Annotated in this window: 22 protein-coding genes; 5 read left to right on the top strand and 17 right to left on the bottom strand. The window is 61.8% G+C overall.

All coding sequences use genetic code 11. The features are described 5' to 3' along the window. Positions 1-40: 40 nt before the first annotated feature. From I2I01_RS12820 to I2I01_RS12810, 3 genes are all read right to left on the bottom strand, one after another. Positions 41-2,260: a T9SS type A sorting domain-containing protein gene (locus I2I01_RS12820; RefSeq protein ID WP_196286881.1), complete on the bottom strand. Its 2,220-nt coding sequence runs from the start codon at positions 2,258-2,260 to the stop codon at positions 41-43. A gap of 85 nt (positions 2,261-2,345) precedes the next feature. Then, complete coding sequence (locus tag I2I01_RS12815; RefSeq protein WP_196286880.1) at positions 2,346-4,541, bottom strand: T9SS type A sorting domain-containing protein; 2,196 nt, start codon at positions 4,539-4,541, stop codon at positions 2,346-2,348. Between the two features lie 127 nt (positions 4,542-4,668). After that, on the bottom strand, positions 4,669-6,888 hold the full coding sequence (locus I2I01_RS12810; protein ID WP_196286879.1) for a T9SS type A sorting domain-containing protein: 2,220 nt from the start codon (positions 6,886-6,888) through the stop codon (positions 4,669-4,671). 248 nt (positions 6,889-7,136) lie between these two features. Between I2I01_RS12810 and I2I01_RS12805 the strand changes: the two genes are divergently transcribed. Further along, the gene (locus tag I2I01_RS12805; protein WP_196286878.1) at positions 7,137-7,772 is read left to right on the top strand and encodes a TIGR04282 family arsenosugar biosynthesis glycosyltransferase; all 636 of its coding nucleotides are present in this window, start codon (positions 7,137-7,139) and stop codon (positions 7,770-7,772) included. A gap of 129 nt (positions 7,773-7,901) precedes the next feature. Here the strand turns inward: I2I01_RS12805 and arsS are convergent, their stop codons facing one another. From arsS to I2I01_RS12785, 4 genes are all read right to left on the bottom strand, one after another. After that, positions 7,902-8,948: an arsenosugar biosynthesis radical SAM (seleno)protein ArsS gene (gene arsS, locus I2I01_RS12800; RefSeq protein WP_196287578.1), complete on the bottom strand. Its 1,047-nt coding sequence runs from the start codon at positions 8,946-8,948 to the stop codon at positions 7,902-7,904. A 128-nt stretch (positions 8,949-9,076) separates the two neighbouring features. Next, positions 9,077-9,916, bottom strand: a complete 840-nt coding sequence (locus I2I01_RS12795) for an SDR family oxidoreductase (protein WP_196286877.1) — start codon at positions 9,914-9,916, stop codon at positions 9,077-9,079. Continuing rightward, the gene (locus I2I01_RS12790; protein ID WP_196286876.1) at positions 9,909-10,907 is read right to left on the bottom strand and encodes an NAD-dependent epimerase/dehydratase family protein; all 999 of its coding nucleotides are present in this window, start codon (positions 10,905-10,907) and stop codon (positions 9,909-9,911) included. The genes I2I01_RS12795 and I2I01_RS12790 overlap by 8 nt, the downstream gene beginning before the upstream one ends. After that, positions 10,907-11,599, bottom strand: coding sequence for a TIGR04283 family arsenosugar biosynthesis glycosyltransferase (locus I2I01_RS12785; RefSeq protein WP_196286875.1), 693 nt, complete (start codon positions 11,597-11,599; stop codon positions 10,907-10,909). Before I2I01_RS12785 ends, I2I01_RS12790 begins: the two co-directional genes overlap by 1 nt. A gap of 252 nt (positions 11,600-11,851) precedes the next feature. Between I2I01_RS12785 and I2I01_RS12780 the strand changes: the two genes are divergently transcribed. From I2I01_RS12780 to I2I01_RS12770, 3 genes are all read left to right on the top strand, one after another. After that, a complete protein-coding gene (locus I2I01_RS12780; protein WP_211537941.1) occupies positions 11,852-12,550 on the top strand; it encodes a DUF547 domain-containing protein in 699 nt (232 codons plus the stop codon). Between the two features lie 162 nt (positions 12,551-12,712). Then, complete coding sequence (gene arsM, locus I2I01_RS12775; protein WP_196286873.1) at positions 12,713-13,681, top strand: arsenosugar biosynthesis arsenite methyltransferase ArsM; 969 nt, start codon at positions 12,713-12,715, stop codon at positions 13,679-13,681. Between the two features lie 153 nt (positions 13,682-13,834). Beyond that, positions 13,835-14,452, top strand: a complete 618-nt coding sequence (locus tag I2I01_RS12770) for a DUF6134 family protein (RefSeq protein WP_211537940.1) — start codon at positions 13,835-13,837, stop codon at positions 14,450-14,452. An 8-nt stretch (positions 14,453-14,460) separates the two neighbouring features. Here the strand turns inward: I2I01_RS12770 and I2I01_RS12765 are convergent, their stop codons facing one another. The 9 genes from I2I01_RS12765 to I2I01_RS12725 all read right to left on the bottom strand — a co-directional run bounded on the left by I2I01_RS12765 (position 14,461) and on the right by I2I01_RS12725 (position 21,287). Further along, positions 14,461-15,621 (bottom strand): 3-hydroxyacyl-CoA dehydrogenase NAD-binding domain-containing protein, encoded by a 1,161-nt coding sequence (locus tag I2I01_RS12765; protein ID WP_196286872.1) that lies wholly within the window; start codon positions 15,619-15,621, stop codon positions 14,461-14,463. An 85-nt stretch (positions 15,622-15,706) separates the two neighbouring features. Then, a complete protein-coding gene (gene paaD / locus I2I01_RS12760; RefSeq protein WP_196286871.1) occupies positions 15,707-16,225 on the bottom strand; it encodes a 1,2-phenylacetyl-CoA epoxidase subunit PaaD in 519 nt (172 codons plus the stop codon). A 60-nt stretch (positions 16,226-16,285) separates the two neighbouring features. Beyond that, positions 16,286-17,086 carry a 1,2-phenylacetyl-CoA epoxidase subunit PaaC gene (paaC, locus tag I2I01_RS12755; RefSeq protein WP_196286870.1) on the bottom strand — a complete coding sequence of 267 codons (801 nt, stop codon included), beginning with the start codon at positions 17,084-17,086 and terminating at the stop codon, positions 16,286-16,288. A gap of 11 nt (positions 17,087-17,097) precedes the next feature. Next, entirely contained in the window at positions 17,098-17,385 is a 288-nt protein-coding gene (gene paaB / locus I2I01_RS12750) for a 1,2-phenylacetyl-CoA epoxidase subunit PaaB (RefSeq protein WP_196286869.1), read from the bottom strand. A gap of 133 nt (positions 17,386-17,518) precedes the next feature. After that, positions 17,519-18,478, bottom strand: coding sequence for a 1,2-phenylacetyl-CoA epoxidase subunit PaaA (gene paaA / locus I2I01_RS12745; RefSeq protein ID WP_196286868.1), 960 nt, complete (start codon positions 18,476-18,478; stop codon positions 17,519-17,521). 169 nt (positions 18,479-18,647) lie between these two features. Further along, positions 18,648-19,724, bottom strand: coding sequence for a 1,2-phenylacetyl-CoA epoxidase subunit PaaE (gene paaE, locus I2I01_RS12740; RefSeq protein ID WP_196286867.1), 1,077 nt, complete (start codon positions 19,722-19,724; stop codon positions 18,648-18,650). A 196-nt stretch (positions 19,725-19,920) separates the two neighbouring features. Further along, the gene (locus I2I01_RS12735; RefSeq protein ID WP_196286866.1) at positions 19,921-20,409 is read right to left on the bottom strand and encodes an XrtX-associated membrane protein; all 489 of its coding nucleotides are present in this window, start codon (positions 20,407-20,409) and stop codon (positions 19,921-19,923) included. Between the two features lies 1 nt (position 20,410). Next, positions 20,411-20,968: an exosortase X gene (xrtX, locus tag I2I01_RS12730; protein WP_196286865.1), complete on the bottom strand. Its 558-nt coding sequence runs from the start codon at positions 20,966-20,968 to the stop codon at positions 20,411-20,413. Between the two features lie 94 nt (positions 20,969-21,062). Next, positions 21,063-21,287, bottom strand: coding sequence for a PID-CTERM protein-sorting domain-containing protein (locus I2I01_RS12725; RefSeq protein ID WP_196286864.1), 225 nt, complete (start codon positions 21,285-21,287; stop codon positions 21,063-21,065). A gap of 297 nt (positions 21,288-21,584) precedes the next feature. On the opposite strand from I2I01_RS12725, the gene I2I01_RS12720 reads away from it, so the two are divergent. Next, entirely contained in the window at positions 21,585-22,583 is a 999-nt protein-coding gene (locus I2I01_RS12720; protein WP_196286863.1) for an AAA family ATPase, read from the top strand. Positions 22,584-22,656: 73 nt separating this feature from the next. Here I2I01_RS12720 and I2I01_RS12715 read toward each other — a convergent pair whose 3' ends face one another. Continuing rightward, the gene (locus tag I2I01_RS12715; protein ID WP_196286862.1) at positions 22,657-24,552 is read right to left on the bottom strand and encodes a T9SS type A sorting domain-containing protein; all 1,896 of its coding nucleotides are present in this window, start codon (positions 24,550-24,552) and stop codon (positions 22,657-22,659) included. Positions 24,553-24,637 lie beyond the last annotated feature (85 nt).

Raw genomic sequence — 24,637 nt, 5'->3', positions numbered from 1 at the left:
GCTTTTTCTTGTCTATACCAAAGGCGCTACGCCCGAGCGGCTATTCGCGCACAATGCGGCGGATTTCCAGGCTGGAAGCCGTGCGCACCTGAAGCAGGTAGAAGCCGGCTTCGCAGTGGCTCAGGTTCACTTCCTGGGTGCTGCCCTGCGGGTTGGGGGCGGCCACCATCGATTCGGCCACCTTCCGGCCCAGGGCGTCGAGCACCGTGAGCGCCACCGGCTGCGCGTAGCCGGTGAGCGTGACTTGCAGGCGGCCGTCGGGCGTGGGGTTGGGCACTACACGCAGGCTGGTGCCGGGCGCGGCCCGCACCGCCGAGAGCACCGTGAACGGTGCCGACATGGGCGAGGTATACGTCACGCCGCCCGCTACAATTGTCACCACTACCGTGTAAGTGCCTCCACCGGTGGGCGTAATGGTCTGGCCGGTGGCGCCAGGAATGAGTTGGCCGTTGAGATACCATTGGTTGCCGGTGGCATAGCTGCTGCTCAGCACAGCGCCGCTGGCTGTGACGACCGGCGCCAACGGCATCATGAGGGTCACCAGCACCGAGGTGGTGTCGCCGCAACCCCCACCAAAGCCCCCGGTGGGCGTTACGGCCAGCAGATAGCGGCTGGGGATGGTAGGCGCCACCGTGATACTGGCGCTGGTGGCCTGCGCCGGGTTGAGGCCATTGCCGCGCACCTGCCACTGATAGCTGTAGCTCTGGGCAACCGTTGTGCCAGAGGCAAGCAGCCGCAGCGAATCCGGCCGCATGGCCAGGCCTCTCAGGTCCAGCGTGCTGCCAATGGGCAGGCTGAGGGTTGTTACGCGGGCGGTGGTACCGGCCAGGGCAATGGCAGCCCGTAGGCTCTTGTGTATTTTAATCACAATCACCCGGTTCTGCCGGCCTTTCACGGGGCAGGCGTTGTCTTCCACGCGCACGTTGATGCGGATGGTGCGCCCGGCGGCCGCGGCCGAAGGCTGCAGATAGAGCGTGCCCCGCGGCCGGGCCGTGCCGTTGCCGCTCAGGCTGAACGTGCCCACGTCGCCGCCGTCCAGCAGCAGGGGGTTGGTGTTGAGGTCGGTCGGGACGGTGACGGTGAGCAGCTGGCCGGCGCTGGGCGTGCGCAGGTTGTCGGGGTCGGTGAAGTCGAGCGTCAGGCGCGAATAGCTGCAGGCTTCCACTTCCACCTGGGTCGAGTCCAGGGCATTGATGATGCGGGCACCGGAATTGATGGTTTGGTTGGCCACCTGCACGGGGTTGGGCACCGTGTTGCTGCCGCCGTCCACCACAATCAGCACCATTTCGTGGCGCACGCGGCCAATCAGGCGGCGCACGCCGTTCACGTAGCGGTATTCATCGGCCTGCACGGCCTGCAGGTATTTGTTGTTGCCGCTGGCCGCTGTCGCGCTGGCATCGAAAAAATAGGGACTGACGACGATGGTGCGGGCTTCCTGGTTGAAACGCAGCGTGCGAAGCACTCCCGTTCTGTTCGGGCAGGTACCAAGAGTGTCGAAGCCCATGTTTATGGGGTAGGAAGGTGAAAAGTACCCAGGCATGAAACTATTGGGAGTAAAGAAACACGTCACGGGCCAGGGGATTGGATACGGGTAGCTCTGCCACCAGACGGGTCTGTAGGCAAGAGGCGTGTTGCAGGCCTGCAGCGGAGCCACCAGCGAACACGCCACAGAATCCCCGTCGGGCTCCAGGGCCGAGAAGCTGAAGGTTGTAAACTGTTTCCAGTTCACGTACTGCACCGGAATGTCCTCGGCGTCGAATTGGGGCGAGTTGTTGGCCACGCTGCTGCCGCGGTTGTCGAGGAAGGCCTCGGTATACAAGTCGCCCGAAACGACGTTGGCCAGCGACGGACGGGAAGTCTGGTAGGTACTCAGCGTCCACTGGCCGGGGGCCAGTGTCACCGTGGCCTCGTAATTCACGAAGCGAAACATCGGATAGTTCGACACCGGGTTCTGACAGGTGTTCACCGCGCTGGTGCACAAGGCCGCGGGCTCAAAAGCCGCGCCTTGCTGCAGCAGCGGCGCCGTGAGGGTGGCGGGAGTATTGCACCCGCCGCCGTTGCGGCATTCCAACGTAAGGGCCGTGGTGGGGGCACCCGAACAGTCCTGGTAAAGCCGGAACCTGACCCGGTACTGGTTGTTACCCAGCGAGCGATAAGTCATTTCGCCGCCTAGCATGTGCGAGGCCTGCGCCGCGGGCAGGCCGCCCAGCAGCGCCCAGGCCAAGATAGTCCTGAGAATGAGAAGTAAGGAGGCTTTCATAGGAGTACAGCCAAGGGTTGAAGTCTGCTCAGTGGAAAGAACCAATTGGAATTGAATTAGCCCCGCGGTGGGTGGAGCGAAAGGCCTACTGGCGCACAATGCGGCGGATTTCCAGGCTGGAAGCCGTGCGCACCTGAAGCAGGTAGAAGCCGGCTTCGCAGTGGCTCAGGTTCACTTCCTGGGTGCTGCCCTGCGGGTTGGGGGCGGCCACCATCGATTCGGCCACCTTCCGGCCCAAAGCGTCAAGCACCGTGAGCGACACCGGCTGCGCGTAGCCAGTGAGGGTGACCTGCAGGCGGCCGTCGGGCGTGGGGTTGGGCACCACGCGCAGGCTACTGCCGGGCAGAGGCCGCACCGCCGAGAGCACCGTGAGGGCCGCCGACATGGGCGAGGTGCAACTGCCCGATGCGCCCGTCACCACGGTTTGCACCGTGTAGCTGCCGCTGGCGGTAATGGTGATGCTCTGGCCCGTAGCGCCAGGAATAGGCTGGCCGTTGAGATACCACTGGTTGCCGGTGGCGTAGCTGCTGGTCAGGGTCTGACCGTTGCGGGTGATGACGGGCGTGGCCACCCCCGGCCGCACGCGCACCACCACCGACGTGGTGTCGCCGCACCCTATAGTGTAGCCCAGGGTGGGGGTCACACGTAGGATGTAGCGCGTCGTCACGGTGGGGTTCACCGCAATGTCGCGCGTGTTCGTCACGGCCGGCAGGCCATTGCCGCCCGCATTGGTGCTCCACTGGTAAGTGTAGGGCTGCAGCTGGGAGGTATTGGTGGTAAAATTCCGAACCGAGTCGGCACGCAATATCTGGCCTTGCAGCGTCATGCTGGCGCCCTGGCACAGCGGGGGCGGCGAGAAGGGCATAATGACGGCGTAATTGCCCCGAAATATACGAATATCAAACACCCGGTTTCGCACACCCTTAACGGGGCAGGCGTCGTCCTCAAGTTTCAGGTTGAACCGGATGGTGCGCCCTTCGGCGGTGGGCGAGGGCTGGAAGAGCATCACCGCTTTGGGGTTGGTGCTGCCGTTGCCCGTGAGGCGGAACGTGCCCACATCAGTGGCGCCGAACAGGGTGGGGTCGGTGTCGAAGTTTGGCGGCAGCGTCACGGTCAGGCGCTGGTTGGCGCTGGGCGTGCGCAGGTTGTCAGGGTCGGTGAAGTTGAGTTCTACGCGCGTGTAGCTGCAGCTGCGCACCTGAATACGCGTCGTGTCTTGAAGGTTGATGCCATTGCTTGCCACCGGCGGATTGGGCACAGAGTTGCCGCTGCAATCGGTCACCAGCACGGTTATTTCCCGGCGCACCGTGCCCACCACGCGGCGCACCCCGTTGATGCGGCGATACTCGGTTATCAGCATGGCCAATTGATAGCGGTTGTTGCTGGTGTTGCCGGTTGGCGCATTGTAGACGCCAGGCGTAAAAGTGATGGTGTGGGCCTGCGCGTTGAAACGCAAAACACGGGTAATTCCGGTCCGCGTGGGGCAGAAGCCAACGGTATCGACCCCCAGCCAAATGGGGCTGGTGGGGCCATAGTAGCCGGAGCCCGTGCCCGCATAGTTGAAAAAGCACGGGCCGCTGGTGCTGGAAACGGGTGCTAGCACCGGCGCAACAGCGAATGAGGAATACGTCACCGGCGTGTTGCAAGCCTGCAGCGGCGCGGCCAGCGCGTATGCCAGCGAGTCGCCGTCGGCTTCGGTGGCGGGCAGCGTGAGCGTGGTGGGCTGCCGCCAGCACACGTACTGCACCGGCGCCTCCTGCGCAGCAAACTGCGGCGAGTTGTTGGACACGGCCGCGCCCGTGCTGGAGTTGCGGTTATCCAGGGTGGCTTCCACGTACAGGTCGCCGGCCACCGTGTTGGTCATCGCCGGGCGGGCGCTATACAAGGTGCTCAGTTGCCACTGGCCCGCGGGCAGCGTCACGGTGGCCGCGTAAGTAAAAAGTTGGTAGCTGGGCAAGCCCGTGGGCCCCTGGCAGGGCGTGGCGGAGATGGCTGCGCAAAAAGGATTGCCGGCCTCAATGGGCCCTTGCTGCACCAGTGGCGCCGTGAGCGTGGCGGCAGAGCCGCAACTGCCGTTACGACACGTGAGCGTGAAGGGAGCAGGCAGCACGCCCGAGCAGTCCTGGTAATAATGCAGCGTGACGCGGTACTGGTCATTGCCCAGCGACACATACGTCAGGTCGCCGCCCACAAATTGGGTGGCGTGGGCCTGCGGGGTGCCGCCGGGCAGCCAGCCACTCAGCAACAGCAAAAAGAGAAGCGACGATAAATAGTTTTTCATGCTCAGTTGGAAAGGAGGAAAGAAACTGGTCACGGCGGTGAAACCGTGCGCGGTCTGTTTAGCCCGGCCGTGCGCTAGCCAGCCAACCGCTCTCGGTTGACCAATTAGACCACGGCCGGGCTAAGCCTTATTGCCGCACGATGCGACGAACTTCCAGGCTAGTGGCCGTGCGTACCTGCAAAAGGTAGAAGCCGGCTTCGCAGCCGCTCAGGTTCACTTCTTGGGTGCTGCCCTGCGGGTTGGGGGCGGCCACCATCGATTCGGCCACCTTCCGGCCCAGGGCGTCGAGCACGGTGAGCGACACCGGCTGAGAGTAACCGGTGAGGGTGACCTGCAGGCGGCCGTCGGGCGTGGGGTTGGGCACCACGCTCAGGCTGGTGCCGGGCGCGGCCCGCACCGCCGAGAGCACCGTGAGGGCCGCCGAGGCCGGCGTCACGCAACTGCCCGTCGGGCTGGCCACGTAGGCCTGCACGGTGTAAGAGCCGGTGGTGGTCACATTAAGGCTCTGGCCGGTGGCGCCGGGCACCGCCTGCGCGTTGCGGAACCATTGGTTGCCGGTGGCGTAGCTGCTGGTCAGGGTCTGACCGTTGCGTGTCACCACGGGCGGCGCCACAGTCGGCAGCACGCGCACCAGCACCGAAGTGGTGTCGCCGCACGTGCCCTGGGAAAAACCGAGCACGGGGTTGACGCGCAGCAGGTAGCGCGTCGTCACAGTGGGGTTTACCGAGATGCTCTGCGTGTTGGTAATGGCGGGCAGGCCGTTGCCTCCCGCGTTGGTGCTCCATTGAAAGTAATACTGCTGACTCACCGTGGTGTTGTTGGCAATGCGACGGATGGAGTCCGGTTGTGCCACCGCACCTTGCAACACCGTAGAAGCCCCAAGGCACAGCACGGGCGGATTGTTCAGCAAAATGGACGCGGTGGCGTTGCTGCGCAGCACCCGAATAACCACCACGCGGTTTTGCATGCCCTTAATGGGGCAGGCGTCATCTTCTACCCGGAAACTTATCCGGATGGTGCGGCCCACAGTAGTGGACGAGGGCTGGAAGAAGAATACCCCTTTGGGGTTGGTGGTGCCGTTGCCGCTCAGCACAAAGGAGCCGACGTCGCCCGAATCCAGGTAGTGAGGGGCCACGTTGATGTCGGTGGGCATGGTCACCGTGAGGCGCTGGTTGGCGCTGGGCGTGCGCAGGTTGTCGGGGTCGGTAAAGTTGAGCTCCACGCGCGAGTAGTTGCAGCTGCGCACGTCAATGCGCGTGGTGTCCACAGTGTTCACGGTGGTGGTGCCCGAGTTGGCCGTCACGGCTGTTGGGCGCACCGTGGTGGGCACGGTATTCCCGCCGCAATCAGTCACAATTACGGTTGCTTCGCGGCGCACCGTGCCGATGACGCGGCGCACGCCGTTGATGCGGCGATATTCCGTGACGAGCATAGCCAGTTGGTATTTGTTGATGCCACTGCCAACTACCGCGCTGGGGTCGTAATAGCCGGGCGTGAACGTTACCGTGCGGGCTTGCTGGTTGAAGCGGAACGGCCGCATGACGCCGCTGCGGGTAGGGCAGGTGCCCACCGTGTCCAGGCCCAGACGAATGGGATAAGTGGGCGTGTACGTACCGCCGGGCATGCCGGGAAAAGTAAAAATGCAAGGCGGGTTTCCCGGCAAGGGGTTAATAATGGGGTTTACGTTCGGATAGATGTTATAAGTAGCCGGCGTGCCGCAAGCCTGCAGCGGAGCCGCCAGCGAGTACACCAGCGAGTCGCCATCGGCTTCGATGGAGGAAAAGGCCATCGTGGCGCTCTGCTTCCAGCACACGTATTGCATCGGAATGTCCTGGGGGTCGAACTGGGGCGAGTTATTGACCACGGCCGTACCGCCCTGGTTGCGGTTGTCGAGGGTGGCTTCCACGTACAGGTCGCCGGCTTGGATGTTGGCCAGGGCCGGACGGGCATTTTGGTCGGTGCTCAGAATCCACTGCCCAGGGGTCAGGGTCACCGTGGCCACCCACGTAGTAATGTCGTAGTTGGGCAAACCCGACGGGCCTTGGCATGGCCCCGCCGATACGGCCGCGCAAAAAGGGTTGCCCGCCTGTGCCGTCCCTTGCTGCACCAGCGGGGCTACTATAGTGGTAGGGGAGCTGCAGCCGCCGTTTTTGCAGCTTAGGCTGAACGGGCCAGGCACGATACCCGAGCAGTCCCGGTATAGGCGAAAGCTCACGCGGTACTGGCTATTGCCCAACGATACGTAGGTCAGGTCGCCGCCCAGGTAGTGGGAGGCTTGGGCCACGGGCGCGCTGCCCAACAGCCCCGCCAGCAGGAATGAAAAAATCAGGAGTAAATGATTTCGCATGGGTGAAAAGGAAAAAATGTGACCGGTTTATATAGCTATTTCAGCAACCACGAAGCCCGCTGCCTGCCGCGTGAGCCCTATAGGCAGCCCAACTATTTAATTGAAAAGCACATTAGGCTTATGGCCTTGTGTTTTTTCAGGTTAGCAATTTTGGTTCCATAAAGCCTGATTTTTTTTGAATTCAAATTTTTTAATCAAGCCAAGTTGGCCGCGGGCGCTAGCTTGCCACCCTCTAAGCACCCTTTCCCATGCCAACCGTAGTTGATTTTTCCCCTAACCATCTTCTCGTCTTTGCCCGCGAACCCGTGCTGGGCCGCGTCAAAACCCGCCTCGCGGTCGATATTGGCCCCGAGGCCGCCCTGGCCGTGTACCGCGAATTGCTTGGCCTGACCGCTACCGCCGTGGCCGCCGCGCAGGTGCCCGCCACCGTGTGGCTGGCCGAGGCGCCCGCCGGGGCCGACCCCGCCGCGCCCCGGCCCGAGTGGCCCGGCCTGCCCTGGCGGGTGCAGCCGGCCGCCGAATCGCTCGGCGAGCGCATGAGCCACGCGTTTGGGGAAGCCTTTGCCGCCGGTGCCGCGCGGGCCGTTATCATCGGCACCGACTGCCCGGGCCTAACGCCGGCGCTACTGCGCGCCGCCTTCGAGGCGCTAAATGCCCACGATGTGGTGGTGGGGCCGGCCGACGACGGCGGGTATTACCTATTGGGGCTGCGGGAATTGCAGCCTGCGCTTTTTGCCAATAAAAACTGGAGCACGGCCACCGTGCTGCCCGATACCCTGGCCGATGCCGCCCGCTTGGGCCTTAGCGTAGCGCAGCTGCCGATGCTGCATGACGTTGATTCGGGACGGGACCTGGCCACCTGGCGCGGTTCGTCAAATCAATAGAACACGGTCAAGTCGAGCGCAGCCGAGACATCTCGCATGCTTGAGTAAACCAATGGATGGGATTACTTCGGCACGCAAGATATCTCGGCTGCGCTCGACATGACCGGTTTATAATTATAACAAACCCCCTTACGCCACGGTGCCGCCGCAGCTGGAGCCGCTGCCGGCCGTGCAGCCGTAGCAGTGCTGGTTCACGACGATGGGGCGCTGACCCAAGGCCGCGGCATCGAAGTCGCGGATGTGCTGCACGGTGCTGGCCACGTGCAGGTCCAGCATCTGGTTGAAGTCGCAGTCGTAGAGGCCGCCGTCCCAGCCCACCGAAATGGTGTTGCGGCACATCACGCCGGCCGCCGCCACGGGGTTGAAGGCCGTGACCAGCTTCTCCATGTAGCCTGCGTAGTTGCCCGACTCAATGAGGTAGTCGAGGTAGCGGCTCACGGGAATGTTGGTGATGGCATACAGCTCGTTGAACACGATGCCGTGGTCCTTCAGCAGCACCCGCTTGAACTGGTTCTGCAAGCCCTTCTGGGAGCCTGGCAAGAAGGCGCCGGCGGGGTTGTACACCAGGTTCAGCACCAGGCCCGAGCCGGGCTGGCCGTAGCCCACGGCGTTCAGCATTTTCAATGCTTTGATGGAATCCTCAAACACCCCGTCGCCGCGCTGGCTGTCGGTCTTCGAGGCGCTGTAGAAGGGCAAGGAGCTTACCACTTCCACGCCGTGCTTTTTAAAAAACTCGGGCAGGTCGTGGTATTTCTTGTTGGCCACGATGATGGTCAGATTGCAGCGCACCAGTACTTTGCGCCCCAACTTGCTGATTTCCTCCACAAACCAGCGGAAGTCGGGGTTCATCTCGGGTGCCCCGCCGGTCAGGTCCACGGTCGGGATATCGGTCTGGGCCAGCGCATCGAGGCAGTATTGCATCGTTTCGCGGGTCATGATTTCCTTGCGGTCGGGGCCGGCGTCTACGTGGCAGTGCTTGCATACCTGGTTGCACATCTTGCCCACGTTGATTTGCAGCACGGCCGGTGCCACGGGCGTCAGCGGAAACAGCGCCGCCTCGCGCAGCTTCTCATGAAACAGCGGCAGGTGCAGCGTGTCGGCCACCTCGCGGCGCAGCACGGTGAGCTGAAAGGCAGAGTCAGCCAGTTGATTGCCAGTGGCTTTGAGGGACTTAATCATTCGAATTAGAAGAGGACACGGGATTGGCGGCTACAGCCCAACCGTAAGAATAGAAGCAAGTTAATAGCCGGCGCTGCCCACCGAACCTTACGAGAAAGCCGAAGCTGGCAGATTTACCAACCCCGTCATTCGTAGAAATGTCGCATCCGGCGCATGGTGGTCCGCACCACCCAGTCGCCGAGCCGCGGAAAGTAGGTGTGCACCAGCACAATCAGTTGCCCCAGGGCCGAAATAACCGTGCGCTGCCGCCGCCGCTGGATGTGCCGCACGATGATGGACGCTACTTCGGCCTGGCTTTTTTGCCAGCGGGGCGGGCGGTGGGCAATGGACACTGGCTGCCCGTTGGCGGCCAGCACGCGCTTTTCTGGGTCGTTCTGGGTAAAGCCGATGTGCACCACGCCAAAATGCACGCCCGTTTCGGCCAGTTCCAGCCGCAGGGTGTGGGCCAGGTTGGCCACCGCCGCCTTGCCCGCGCAGTAGGCCGAGCCGCTGGGCATGCCATTCAGAGCAGATATAGAGGAAATGAACGTGACGCTGCCCTTCGATTTTATCAAATGGGGCAGGGCCGCTTTCAGGGGGAACACCGAGCCGTACACGTTGCTGTCCATCACCTGCCGAAACACGGCGGGCTGCATGTCGGCGAAGTAGGCGCGCTGCGAAATGCTGGCGTTGGTGACCAGTATATCAAGCCAACCAAAAGCATCGATGGCCGTGCTAACAAGCTGCTCGCAGGCGGCGTAATCCGTCACGTCGGCTACGCAGCTGGCTACGGCGTGCCCGGCTGCTTCCAGCGCGGCGCGGGTTTGGGCCAACCGCTCGGCATTACGACCGTTGAGTACTACAGCCGCGCCGCTTTCGCAAAGCAGGCGCGCCGTTTCGCGCCCGATGCCCGACTCCGAACCCGTGACAATGGCCACCTTGCCCGCAAACGGACCGGAGCTACCGGCCAATCCGACTTCAGACATAACGGTGGGCTTTAAACCAGGCAAAGGATTCGGCCACGGCTTGGGTGATGGGGGTATGGGGCAGGGCCAATTCGGTGCGGGCCTTTTGGGCAGTAAAGTAATGGCCGTCGTTGGCCACGGCGGCCATGGCCGCATTCAGCTGCGCCGGCCGGCCGGTTAGCCAAGACTTTACGTCGCAGAGCTGCCCGTAGATTGCGGCCAGCCCCGACGGAACGGGCCAGCGCGGCGGCGCCACGCCCAAGCAATTCGCAATCAGCTGAAAAGCCTCGCGGTAGCTCAAGTTTTCATTGCCCAGAATATAGGACTCGCCCACGCGGCCCATCGTGAGGGCGTTGACGGTGGCTACGGCCACGTCGCGCACGTGCACGTAGTTTTTGCCGCCGGGCGGGTAGCCGGGCAGGCGGCCGTGGTATAGTTCCAGCAGCAGCGCGTTGGAAGTCGGCTTGGCATCGCCCGGCCCCAACATGAAGGTGGGATGCACCAGCACGGCCGGCAGATTTTCTTCCCGAATAGCGCGCAACACTAGTTCGGTTGCGGCCACTTTGCTGTCCATGTAGTCGAGGCCATAGTGCCGGCCAGCGTAGGGCCGGGCTTCATCGCCTGGGTTTTGCTGGGTGCCGAAACCGAAAACGTTGGCCGTGCCCACGTACACAAAACGGCTAACGCCAGCTTTGCGGGCCATGCGCAGCGCGTTTTCGGTGCCGCCAATGTTGGCGAGCACCACCTCCGGATTTCGGGCAGGATTTACCTGGGCCAGCGCGGCGGCATGAATAATGGCATCGCAACCTTCGGCCAAGCTACTTAAATGGGAAATATTGACGGGCCGGGCCAGGTCTTCTTCGCAATACTCCACGCCCCAGGCTGCCGGGAAGGGCGGCGCAGTACCGGGCCGCAGCATCGCCCGCACGGGGTAGCCGCGCTGCACCAGCTCCTGCACCAGGTGGCGCCCCAGAAAGCCGTTGGCGCCCGTCACGAGTACGCGGCCGGGCATCAACGGTAGTTGAGCAGGGCCTTGTAGGTGCGGGCAATGCGCGGGGGCGGCACGTTCAGGAAGAACATCATAAACGCCGTGAGGTTGGCCAGCTGCACGCGGAGCCAGCTGTTGGTTTCGTACTTCCGGGCCGACACCACCACGTCCTGCGGCACAATATAGAACGAGGCCACGCGCCGAATGCGCCGGATGATTTCAAAATCCTCCATGATGACGAACCGCTCGTTGAACCCACCCAGTCGCTGAAACAATTCTTTGGTGATGAACAAAGTCTGGTCGCCGCCGCGGCTCATGATGCCCTTAAAGCGCGTGCCGTAGCTGTTGATACGCAGCAGCGGGTGCGGCGAATCGAACCGGAAGCGGTAGCAGCCGGCCTCGTGCCCCGCCGCCACCGCCCGCCGGATGGTAGCCACGTAGTCGGGGTGAATGCCCACGTCGGCGTGCACGAAGTAGAGAACGTCGCCGGTGGCGTGGGCGGCGCCGTGGTTCATTTGGGCGGCGCGGCCGGGCTTGGGGCTTAGCAACACGGTGGCCCCGGCCTGGCGGGCGAGGTCGGCGGTGCCATCGGGGCTGTGGGCATCTACCACCAGGATTTCGACCTCGCTGGCGGGGGCGTGGCGGCGCAAATCGGCCACCAGGCGGGCAATGTTGGGAGCTTCGTTGAAGGTGGGGATGATAACGCTGAACGTCATGGCAGGCAGGAAAGGGAGCGCAACTTCCGGCTTTTTCGGCAAACTTGGCGCAGGCTATTTGCCTAGCCTTACGCAGGGCTGGCAAAGTTGAGTTTGGAACCGGTCAATCTTTTTGGTAGCCCCCGCCCGTATATTCCGGCCACCGACCCTTTTATGAAAAAAAACGCCTTCGTCTTCCTCGCAACCAGCGCCTTCGCAGTTGTTGCCACTGCAGTTGCGCCGGCACGTGCCGCGGTACCTAGCCGCGCTGTAGTGGCTCCCGTCGCCACCGCGGCTGTTGACCATTCGGCCTTCGATAAGCTGCTCAAAAAGCACGTCAGCGACAAAGGCTTGGTCGACTACAAAGGCTTCAAAGCCGATGAGAAGGCCTTCAATCAGTACCTCGACCTGCTGAGCAAAAACAAGCCCGGCAGCAACTGGAGCAAGCAGGAGCAAATGGCCTTTTGGATAAATGCCTACAACGCCTACACCATCCGCCTCATCCTCGACCACTACCCGGTGGAAAGCATCAAGGACATCGGCTCGAAAATCAAGATTCCGTTCGTCACCACGCCTTGGGCCATTAAGTTTTTCAGCATCGGCGGCGAGAAAATGAGCCTCGACAACATCGAGCACGGCACGCTGCGCAAGAAGTACGACGACCCGCGCATTCACTTTGCGCTGGTGTGCGCTTCGATGAGTTGCCCGCGCCTGCGCAACGAGGCCTACACCGCTGCCAAGCTCGACGCTCAGCTCGACGACCAGGGCCGTGACTTCCTGAACAATCCGGCCAAAAATAAAATAACCAAAAGCAGCGCCCAGCTGTCGAAGTATTTCGACTGGTACAAGGGCGATTGGACCAAAAACGGCCAGTCGGTGGCGAAGTGGGTGAACAAGTACTCCACCACCAAGATTGACGAGAAAACGCCCATCAGCTACCTCGACTACAACTGGAAGCTGAACCAGCAGTAGGCAGTTTTCTTGGCCGAGCCTCATGGCAAAAAACGTCATGCAGAGCGCAGCGAAGCATCTCGCGTAAATTAGTAATTAGTTGAAGCACGCGAGATGCTTCGCTGCGCGCTGCATGACGTTCAGAACGAAACCGAAACTTCACTCAGCCCCTACATCTCAAGAATGAGTTACCTCGAAACCACCGCCGACGTGTACCGCCAGGCGGCCCAGGAGCCCCAGGTGGGCTTGTGCTGCACCACCAACCCCGTGTGGCAGCTGCCCGGCCTGAGCATCCCGAAGCGCATGCTGGCCATGAACTACGGCTGTGGCAGCACCGTGAACCCGCGCGACCTCACCAACAGCCCCACCGTGCTCTACGTGGGCGTGGGCGGTGGCATGGAACTGCTGCAATTCGCCTATTTCAGCCGTCGCCCCGGCGCGGTCATCGGTGTGGATGTGGTGGACGAGATGCTGGAAGCCTCGCGCCAGAATATGGAAACCGCCGAGCAGGAAAACGACTGGTTCCGGAGCGAATTCATTGACCTGCGTGCCGGCGACGCCCTGCACCTGCCCGTGGAGGACGAGAGCGTGGACGTGGCCGCCCAAAACTGCCTGTTCAACATCTTCAAGACCGACGACCTCAAGCGCGCCCTGCAGGAAACCTACCGCGTGCTCAAGCCCCACGGCCGCCTCGTGATGTCGGACCCCACTTGCGAACAGCCTATGAGTGACGAGCTGCGGGCCGACGAGCGGCTACGGGCCCTGTGCCTCACCGGCTCGCTGCCGCTGCAGGAGTACCTGAACATGATTACTGAAGTCGGCTTCGGCACGGTGGAGGTGCGGGCCAAACGCGCCTACCGCGTGCTGGCCCCCGGCCACTACGCCACCGATGAGCTCATCTACATCGAGAGCGTGGAAGTGTGCGCCATCAAAGACCCCATGCCGGCCGATGGGCCGTGCATCTTCACCGGCCGCACCGCCATATACTATGGTGGCGAAGAGTACTTCGACGACCAAAAAGGCCACGTACTGCTGCAAAACCAGCCCCTGGCTGTGTGCGACAAAACCGCCGGCGCCCTGCTCGCCCTGGGCCGCAACGACATTTTCGTGTCGCCGTCCACTTTCCACTACGACGGGGGCGGCTGCTGTTAGGCCGTCGTTTTAATGAACAATTGAACGTCATGCAGAGCGCAGCGAAGCATCTCGCTTGTGACAGTAAACCAAAAATTAGGATTTACTGCTGCACGCGAGATGCTTCGCTGCGCTCTGCATGACGTTCTTTTCAGCAGGAATAAACCTGTTCTGATGCGAAAGCTACTTCCGCCGCTCTGCCTCTGTGTGCTACCGCTGGCCGTCCTGGCCCAGCCCGCCAAGCCAGCGGCCGCCGAGGTGCGCCGCTACGCCATCGAAGTGGCCGGCCTGCGCGTGGGCACCATGACGGCTACCCGTCAGCCGCCCGTAGGCCCAGAGGAGGTATACACGCTGGTGAGCGACGTGAAAGTGAATTTTCTGTTCTACCACCTGAAGATTTACTATCAGGTAATGAACCGCTTCCGCAATGGCCAGCTGCTGCTATCCACCGTGGAAGCCCACACCAACCAGGACGATTTTCAGTCACGCACCGAGTGGAAGGGCGACCATTACACCATCTTGGCCGACCAGTATAAGCACCACTACGAAGCCACTGAAAAGCAGCCCATCCGCTACGCCGTCACCAACCTATTCTTTGGCGAGCCCACGGGCCAGACCCGCGCGTTCGCGGAGTATTTCGGCGATTATTTCACCTTGAGCCGCGCTAAAGACGGCATCATCCGGGCCGTGCGCGACGGGCGGGAGGACGAGTACCAGTACGCCAATGGCCAGCTGGTTACGCTCGTCAAGAAAAATCCGCTCAAGAATTTCGTTATCCGGCTATTGCCCTGATGCGCGGGCTACCGCTCGGCAAACGTCTGGCCGGTGCGCACCATGCGGCGCAGCAGCGGGCTGGCGCGGTACCGGTCCTCGTGGTATTCCTCGTACAGCGCGTCGAGCGTGCCTAGTACTTGCGGCAGGCCCAGCTCGTCGGCCCAGGCCAGCAGGCCTTTGGGGTAGTTCACGCCCTTGGTCATGGCCAGCTCCAGGTCCTCTTTCGAGGCTACGTTGAGCGCCAGCGCGTCCACAGCTTCGTTGATGAGCATGGCCAGTACGCGTGTCAGAATCTGGCGGCCCAGGGCTTCGTCGCGGGTGGGCTCGGGCATAGCGGCGCCCTCCGCATAATTGTAGAAGCCGCGGCCCGACTTACGGCCGTAGTAACCGGCCTCGAACAGGCGCTTTTGGGTGAAGGAAGGCTTGAAGCGCGGGTCGAAGAAGAAGGCGGTGAATACCGATTCGGTAACGCGGTAGTTCACGTCGTGGCCGATGAAGTCCATCAGCGCAAACGGGCCCATGCGGAAGCCGCCCAGCTCGGTCAGGACCCAGTCGATGGTGGCCATGTCGGCCACACCTTCTTCCAGCAGCCGAATGGCCTCGCCGTAGAAGGGCCGCGCCACGCGGTTCACGATGAAGCCGGGCGTGTCTTTCACCAGCACCGGCAGCTTGCCCCAGCCTTGCACCAGCGCCCGCACTTCCTCAGCCAGCCCGGCGCGCGTTTGCACCGCCGGAATGATTTCCACCAGCGCCATTAGCGGGGCCGGGTTGAAAAAGTGGATGCCAATAAACCGCTCCGGCCGCTGGCAGGCGCTGGCAATGGAGGCGATGGACAGCGACGACGTGTTGCTGGCCAGAATGCAGTCGGCCGGCACCACTACTTCCACTTGGCGGAACAACTGCTGCTTCACGCCCAATTCCTCCACAATGGCTTCAATCACCAAACCGCAGCCCACAAAGTCCTGCATGACGGTGGTGGGGTGCAGGCGGGCGGTGGCGGCCTGAGCGGCCTCGGCGGTCATTTTGCCTTTTTCGGCCAGCTTGCGTAGGGTGCTGGCAATGTTGGCGGTGGCCTTCTCCAAAGCGGTGGCGCTCTGGTCGAGCAAATACACCTCGTGGCCGGCCACGGCCACCACTTGCGCGATGCCCGCGCCCATGGCGCCGCTGCCGATAATTCCGATGGTCATGTTTGGTGGGTTGGTGGAGTAGTGGATTGGCGGGTTGGTGAAAGGCAGCCAATTAATCCACTACTCCACCAGCCCACCAATCCGCCTAGTTGTGGCACTTGAAATAGTCAAACGGCTCGAGGCAGTCGTCGCACTGGTAGTGCGCCTTGCAGGCCGTAGAGCCGAACTGGCTGACCATATGCGTGTGCGTCGACTTGCAGATGGGGCAGCGCACGGCGGTGTCCTTGCCGAAGAGGTTGAGCACGTGGCCGGTAGCCGTGCCGTCCACGGGCGGGGCAATGCCGTAGGCTTCCAGCTTGGTGCGGCCAGCCTGGCTCATCCAGTCGGTAGTCCAGGCCGGGCTGAGCTGGTTGTGAATCACCACGTTGGGAAACCCTTCGGCCAGCAGCCGCAGCCGGATTTCGGTGGCAATGACGTTCATGGCCGGGCAGCCCGAGTAGGTGGGCGTGATGGTGACGTGGATTTCGTCGCCCGTCACCTTCACCCCGCGCACAATGCCCAAATCCAGAATGCTGAGCACCGGCACTTCCGGGTCGCTCACTTCGCCCAGTAAACGCCACACTTTGGCGGTCAGCTCTTGATGATTTGCTACTAGCTTTTCCATAGCGCCTAGTTGTTTGAGAAAGCCAGTAGCCAGCAACTAAAGGCTAACAGCTGAGTTGAATCACCACTTCAGGCCGGGGTAGGTGCGCTGCATGTACTGCAACTCCGACAGCAAATAGCCCAGATGCTCGGAATGACGCCCAGTTTTGCCGCCCAACTGCGCGAAAACGGCCGTGGGCAGCGGCACGGTGGCTTCGGCAAACACGTGCTCGGCATGCGCCTGCATGGCGGGCAGCAGCGTGGCATAGTCGGGCACCAGGCCGGTGGCTTGTAGGCCTTTTTCCGTTTCGGTGGGCGTCGTCAGCTCGCCCCCGAAGCGCCAGAGCGTGGCAATGGCTTTGTCAAGCCGCTTGCGGCTTTCCTCCGTGCCGTCGCCGAGGCGGATAACCCACTCCGAGCTCCATTTCAAATGGTAGGCGGCTTCCTTCACCGACTTCTCGGCAATGGCGGCCAGCTGTGCATCGGGGCCGTCTTTCAGCTCGCGCAGCAGGTGGTAGTGGAAATTATCGAACAGAAACTGCCGCACGATGGTGTGCGCGAAGTCGCCGTTGGGCTGCTCCACCAGCAGAGGGTTGCGGTACTCCACGGCGCTGCGCAGGTAGGCGAGGTCGTCTTCAGTGCGGCCCTGGTCTTCCAACTCGGCAGCGTATTGGTAGTAGCTGCGGGCTTCGCCCAGCAGGTCCAGCGCAATGTTGGCCATGGCCAAATCCTGCTCCAGTACCGGCCCGTGCCCGCACCATTCCGAGAGGCGGTGCGCCAGAATCAGGCTGGTGTCTGCCAGCTGCAGCACAAAGGGAAACAGCGAGCGCGGGGCACTGGCTGGCACGGCCGCAGCCGTAGGTTCAGGCAAGGTTGCAGACATAAACGACAGGCTTACATGTGTTTGATGGACTCCGGTACTTCGTAGAACGTGGGGTGCCGGTACACTTTGTCGGCGGCGGGGTCGAAGAAGGCCTCCGAATCGTCGGGGTTCGAGGCGTGGATGTGCTTCGATTCCACCACCCAGATGCTCACGCCTTCGAGGCGGCGCGTGTACACGTCGCGGGCGTTTTGCACGGCCATGGTGGCGTCGGCGGCGTGCAGGCTGCCCACGTGCTTGTGGTCAAGCCCCTGCTTGCTGCGGATAAAAACCTCCCACAGAGGCCATTCGGATTGGTTCATGTGCTTGAGAAAACCTCACCCCCGGCCCCTCTCCTTGGGGAGAGGGGAGCCACGGCGGCGCGGCCATTACATAGGTGTTAAAAGATGTCAACTGACTCCACTCTCCTTAGGGAGAGGGGCCGGGGGTGAGGTTTTACGCCGCCACGGCCGCGCCACGCGCCGCACGCTTGGCGGCGTGGGCGTTGGCTGCCTCGCGCACCCAGGCGCCTTCCTCGTGGGCGTCAACGCGGGCTTGCAGGCGCTCGTGGTTGCAGAGGCCGTTGCCCTTCACCACGGCCCAGAACTCGTCCCAGTTCACCTCGCCGAAGTCGTAAGCCTGGCGCTCCTCGTTCCACTTCACCAGCGGGTCGGGCACGGTCAGGCCCAGGAATTCGGCCTGGGGCACCATCATGTCCACAAATTTCTGGCGCAGCTCGTCGTTGGTGAAGCGCTTGATGCGCCACTTCATGCTTTGCTCGGTGTTGGGCGAGTCGGCGTCTTTCGGGCCAAACATCATCAGCGTGGGCCACCACCAACGGTTGAGGGCTTCCTGGGCCATGGCTTTCTGCTCGGGCGCGCCTTCGCACAGTGTTTGCATCACCTCAAAGCCCTGGCGCTGGTGGAAGCTTTCTTCCTTGCACACACGCACCATGGCGCGGGCATAGGGGCCGTAGCTGGTGCGACACAGCGGCACCTGGTTCAGAATGGCGGCGCCGTCCACGAGCCAGCCCACGCAGCCCATGTCGGCCCAGCTAAGTGTAGGGTAGTTGAAAATGCTGCTGTATTTGGCCTTTCCTGAGTGTAAGTCGGCCAGCATCTGGTCGCGAGTGGTGCCCAAGGTTTCGGCGGCGCTGTAGAGGTAGAGGCCGTGGCCGGCTTCGTCCTGCACCTTGGCCAGCAAAATGGACTTGCGCTTGAGCGAAGGGGCGCGCGTAATCCAGTTGCCTTCGGGCAGCATGCCCACCAGCTCGGAGTGCGCGTGCTGCGAAATCTGCCGAATCAGAGTTTTGCGGTAAGCGTCCGGCATCCAGTCCTTGGGCTCGATGCGCACGTCGGCGTCGATGCGGGCCTGAAACTGTTCTTCCGGAGTGAGGACTTGTTCGAGCGTTTCCATGGGACTGGGTGGGATGATGGTGGGATTGGAAAGGTAGAAAGGAATTCAGAACGTCATGCTGAGCGAAGCCGAGGCATCTCGCGTGCAGCAGTAATCAATCTTAACGCAACGAAGCGGGCGAGATGCCTCGGCTTCGCTCGGCATGACGTTTCTACAAGGCAAAAGCGCCTTACTGGTCAAAGTCAACCGTCACCTCGGGGGAGGTCGGCCGAGCCTGGCAGGTTAGTACGTAGCCTTTGGCCACTTCGGTGTCGGACAGCGAGTAGTTTACGTCCATCTCGGTGGTGCCAGCCGTCACGCGGGCGCGGCAGGTGCTGCACATGCCGTTTTTGCACGAGTACGGCGCATCTACGCCCACTGCCAGCAGGGCATCAAGCACGGTATCGCCGTAATACGACATGGCCAGCGGGTAGGCGCGGCCGTCGAGGCGCACCGTCACCTGGCTTTTCTGGTCGTCTTCGCCCACTGGACGCGGGGCGTTGGCGCGGGCGTTGGCCGGGCTGCTGCTGGTGGCAAATAGCTCGAAGTGAATTTTCTCTGCTGCTACGCCGGCCTCGACCAGGGCCTGCCGCACGCCGTGTATCATCTCCTCGGGCCCGCAGATGTAGGCCTCATCGAGCCGCGCGGCGGGCAGCATCTTTTGCAAAAGCTCAGCCGTCTTGGCGTAATCCAGTCGGCCGAAAAACAGGTCGCTGTCGCCCTGCTCGCGGCTCAGCACGTGGTACACGCTCAGCCGGTGCAGAAACTTATTCTTCAAGCCCTCAATGGCTTCTTTGAAGATAATGGAGTTACGGCCGCGGTTGCCATAGATGAGGTATACGTGGCTGTCGGGCTCGGTGAGCAGCACCGTTTTGGCGATGCTCAGGATGGGCGTGATGCCGCTTCCGGCTGCAAACAGTGCGTAGCGCTTGGCCTGGGCAGGATGCAGGCTGGGCGAGAAGCGGCCCTGTGGCGGCATCACGTCCAGGGTGTCGCCCACGTGCAGGTTCTCCACGGCCAAAGTCGAGAAGCGGCCCTCGGGCACCTTCTTGATGGCCACGCGCCACTCGTCATCCAGGGGACTGCTGCAAATGGAGTAGGAGCGCCGCAGTTCCTCGCCCTGGTGCTCGCGGCGCAGCGTGAGGTACTGGCCGGGCGTGTAGCTAAAGGCCTCGCGCAGCTCGGCCGGCACGTCAAACGCTACCGACACGCAGTCAGGCGTCTCACGACGGATATTCTTGATTTTCAGTTGATGAAACCGGCTCATGGGTGGGAAGGGAATGAGCTGTGGAAGCAACCGCCCAGCTATTGGTCAAAACCCTTGGCACTGGCGCAGGCCAAGAACAGCCGCTGGGCAATAATGCGTTTCCAAAAGTAGTCATTATAACCCAAAAAGCTAACGAGTGTTTGTTATTTTATGGGCAATGTATCCGCTGCCTAGCTCCAGTAAAAAACTAGTAGTGCTACGCGCGCCGAGGTGTCACCAAACCCGCCCGCAGCAGCACAAAGAGGCCCGCTACCGGCAGAGGGCTCACCATGAAATCGAGCAGCTGCCGGCTGAGGCGATAAGCCCACCGCACATCGCCGCCCAGCTTGCCCAGCACCACCAGCGCCGCGTACACCACCAGCCCGCCCGCGTAGAGGCGCCACACCAGCCGCCACTGCTCCGGCAGCAGCAGGCGCAGGAGCAGTAGGCTAATGGCTAGGTAGATGGCGGCATAAGTGGCCACGGCGGGCAACAGGCGCTTGGCTACTTGCCCGTTGATGCCCTGCTGAAAGGCGGCCGCCTGCCGCTGCAGCCCCAATGCCCCGAGCACGCGCTGCCAGCAAGCCGTTAAAAAATCAACAACAGGCTCTTGGTAAAACCCCAGCAGCAGCAAGGCCAGTAACAGCAGCGACACCAGCGCCCAGTGCCCCCGCGCCGGCCGGGAAGCATGAGATGCGGGCAGCATATCAGTTGAGCGGAGTTAGGGCCGAGGCATTGGGAGCTAGGCGCCGGGCCCACAGCATCCAGAGACCGAAAATGCAGCCGTACACCACCACGTTGAAGGTGTAGTGGTGGTTAAAATCGACGGTTTGGTGCGAATAGTGGTGGTTGATGGCCAGGGCGGCCACGCGCAGCACGTTCAGCACCCAGATGAGGGCTACGCCGGCCGGAATAAACCACACCTTGCGCCGCCAGGGCCCCGGGAACGCCAGCACGAAACCGGCAAATAAAGCATACAGCACCAAACCGTTGCAAGCTGGGTACACCACCACCGAAGGCTCCGCATTCATGAGCAGTAACTGCGCATTGGCGGGGGCCACAGCCGCATCGAACCCTACGGCCCGCAGCAAACCCACGCTGGCACTGGCAATCTGCCCGCACAGCGCAACGTCAAGCCGCCCATCGGGCTCCAGCCATTGCTGGTAAAGGAAAAACCAGGCCAGGTACATCGCCCCGGCTACGAGAAGGAAGCGGAACAGCAGCCGGTTGTCGGGCGGCGCGGCTACGGGAGCGGTGGTGGACATGGGCAGGACGTCTAACGAGTGTAAAGCTGCAAAAAAACGACGGCCCACCAGTCAAGGGAGGCCGTCGGTGTCCAAATATATACGTCGGGTGCGTCTATGCTTTTTTGCGACGGTCGCGCAGGCGCTTCAGGCCGTAGGCTACCCCGCCGGCCAGCAGTAGCGAAGCCCCGCCGTCGAGCGGCACATCGGTGGGCGTCGTCGGCGTAACGGGCGTGCCTGGGCCCGGGCCGCCGCTGCCAGGCTGCGCCAGCAGGGTGCCTTCAACGGCCACTGTTAGGATAAGTGCTGGCAGCAAGCGAGTTAGGAGAATTGATTTCATATGGAAGAATTGAAAAAGTGGTGAAGGCATGTGAAATATAGGCGGGAGTAAATGTAAAACAATGTTCGGCAAATAAAAACCAGGGTACTACAGAGTAGCCTGATTTTTGCATTAAGTTTAAAAGAATCGGGATTTGCTTTAGGTAGCCATCCCATGTTCTTGGACGAAACAGCCCTTTACGTATTAGTTGGAAATTAGGTGCTGCACTAGGGCCAGTTTGCCGCGGCGGGCTTGGCAAACAAACTAAATTCCGGCCGGTACCTACCTTGCAAGGGTTGTTTGGTCCGTTCTTGTTCTATGCTTCCTTCTTCCAACGCTGCGGCACCGGCCGATGCGCCCGTCGATTATCATCCCCTCATCCGCCAGGTGTTTGCCGAGATGGGCAAAGTGGTGGTGGGCCAGCAGCCGCTGCTTAGCCGCTTGCTCATTGGCCTGTTCACGGGCGGGCACATTTTGCTGGAGGGTGTGCCCGGCCTGGCCAAAACACTCACCATCTCCACGCTGGCCAAGGTGCTGCACCTCCACTTTCAGCGCGTGCAGTTCACGCCCGACCTGCTGCCCTCCGACCTGGTGGGCACCATGATTTACAATCAGAACCAGTCCATCTTCGAGGTGAAGAAGGGGCCCATTTTCGCCAACCTCGTGCTGGCCGACGAAATCAACCGCTCGCCGGCTAAGGTGCAAAGCGCCCTTCTCGAAGCCATGCAGGAAAAGCAGGTCACCATCGGCGACACCACCTACGCGCTCGACCTGCCCTTTCTGGTGCTGGCCACCCAAAACCCCGTGGAACAGGAGGGTACCTACCCGCTGCCCGAGGCACAGGTCGACCGCTTCATGCTGAAGGTACACGTCGACTACCTCAAGAAAGCCGACGAGCTGGAGGTGATGCGCCGCATGGCCAACCTCAGCTTTGTGGAGGACGTGCAGCCCGTGCTCACGCAGGCCGATATTTTCGGCATCCGCCAGCAAATCAACCAAGTGCAGATTTCCGACACGCTGGAGAAATACCTCATTGAGCTGGTGTTTGCCACCCGCCGCCCGGCCGACTATGAACTGCCTGAGTTCGCCCAGGCTGTGCAGTTTGGGGCCAGTCCGCGCGCCAGCATTGCCCTGCACCGCGCTTCCAAAGCCGTGGCCTACCTCGAAGGCCGCGACTACGTGCTGCCCGAGGATATCAAGGAAGTAGCTGCCGACGTCCTCAACCACCGCATCCTGCTCACCTACGAGGCCGAGGCCGACGGCATCCGCACCCAGGACTTAATTGAGGCCATTCTGCGCAAGGTGCCTATCAGCTAGCCGTTGCCTTGAAAAGGCCACAAAAAAAGGGCTGACCGTGCGGTCAGCCCTTTTTTTGTGGGAAACGGGGAGGTTATTCTACCACCACGCGCTTCACCACTACGTCGTTGCCCGACTTCAGCGTCAGCGAGTACACGCCGTTGGCGAGGTTGCTCACGTTGAAATCGGCGGTGCCGCCGGCGGCGGGCAGGTTCAGCTGGCGCACGAGCACCACTTGGCCCAGAGCGTTGCTCAGCGTAGCGGTGGCGGCGTGCAGGTTGCCGGCCGGCACGTTCAGCTGGAAGCTGCCGTGGGCGGGGTTGGGAGCCAGGCCCACCGTGGCGGCCAGGGCTTCGTTGCGGGTAGCGGTAACAGTGCTCAGGACTACATCAACAGCGAGGCGCGAATTGAGCGTAGACGTATTGATGTCGGTCCAAGTAGTGCCAGTGGTCGTGAAGAAGAAAGTGCCGGGGCGCAGGGGCGTTTCGGTCTGATAAGCTACCCCAATGTTGTCAGCACCAATTGTTTTGATGCCAACGAAGAAGTTGCCGTTTACAGGAGTGTTGGGAATGCTTACCACATCTTGGACAATAGTGCCAGCCGCTCCGGCCGGGCGGGGACGAGCCGGCGAAGTGTAGAGCACCGTCCCGGGCTGGCCATTTGCGGCAGCTGCGTACACAAGTATTTGGTAGGTAGAGCCCGTAGTAGCTGCGCCGCCGAAGTAAGGTGTTACGGTAGTAACGGCAGCAGCACCTGTGGTGCGATAACCCGTTGCTATCACGTTGCCAGCAGACGACAGGCCAGCGGCACCATCAAAAGAAGTGCCCGAAACATAGCTCAGGGTATTGGTCGATAGGGTCTGGGTAAAGGTCTGGGTATTGTTGGTGTTTACCCCATCATTTGGAACCGTTGCCGTCAAGGTGTTCGTGCCAGTAGTTGCCGTCACGGGATAAGTGAATGTGAGCGTAGTCGAGGCGCCCGGGGCCAATGTGGCAATGGTCTGCGTGTTGGTGTAGGTCGTGGCGCCGCTTACCGTAAGCGTTGCCGTTTGGTTGGTGAGGGCAGCAGAGCCGGCGTTGGTGATAACTACCTGGGCTGTAACGGGAGAGCCGAATGAAGTGGAGACTTTGCCCAGCGTGTAGATGGCCGTGACGGCAGCATCATTGGAAGCTAATACGGTCGGCACGAAGCGGTAGGTCCGGCCAGCGTCCGGCAAAGCCGAGTTGCGGATGTTGTGCGTCGAGCCCGGGTAGCTGCCGGTGATGAAGGTCGTGGTCGACCAAGCGCCTGCGCCCGTGGTTTTGCTGGCCAGCAGGTCTTGCCCGGTAGCCGCGCTCGAGCCTTTGAGGCCCACGTTGGGGAAGCGGCTTTCGGGCGTTGCCGTCGAGGCCGTGGCCGTGCCGTACACAAACTCGATGTTGTTCGTGGTTTCGTAGAGCTTGGCCTGGAAGCTAAAGTTGGTGTACTGCTTGTTCGAAGGCGTGGCGTCGGCTTTGTCGCTCACGTTTTTCCATTGAATGGTGCACACCCGGTTGGGGGCCGTGCCGGTGGTAAACACCCGGTATTCGGGTGTACCGGTGCCGGGCTCCAGGTCGAAGTTGAACGGCAGAATCAGGTTAACGTCGGCCGGGTCGGTGCTTTCCACGGGGTCAACGTTGGTGCAGCCAACCACGTTGCAAATAAACAGGTTGGTGGCCGAGGGCGGCGTGCTGCCCAGCTTGATGAAGCCGTTCGTGCTCAGCACAAACTGCGTGAAAGCAGTGCCGTTGTAGGTGAACGAGAAGCCAATTGGCTGGGCCGCCGAATTGGCGTCGTCGTTGTTGGCCGTGGCAATGACCGAACCCGTAGTACCCAGGTCAGTGTAGGTGCCTGCGGTATTCACCGCGTTCGCCGGTGCATAGTTGAATTGCGCTTGCGCCGCGAAGGGCAGTAGCGCAACCGGCAATAGCCGGCTGGCCTGTTTCAGCCGAGTTTGTATGGATGAGAACATGAAAAAGGGAAAAGGTGGTGAATAAGAAAAAAGGAAAACAATGACAAAGGAATTAACCCAACAACCGGCTGTTTGAAGGTCCGGG

The organism is Hymenobacter properus (assembly GCF_015694735.1).
In the GTDB taxonomy this organism is placed as follows: domain Bacteria; phylum Bacteroidota; class Bacteroidia; order Cytophagales; family Hymenobacteraceae; genus Hymenobacter; species Hymenobacter properus.
Note: the sequence above shows the minus strand (reverse complement) of the source record. Positions and strands in the feature narration are given on the sequence as shown.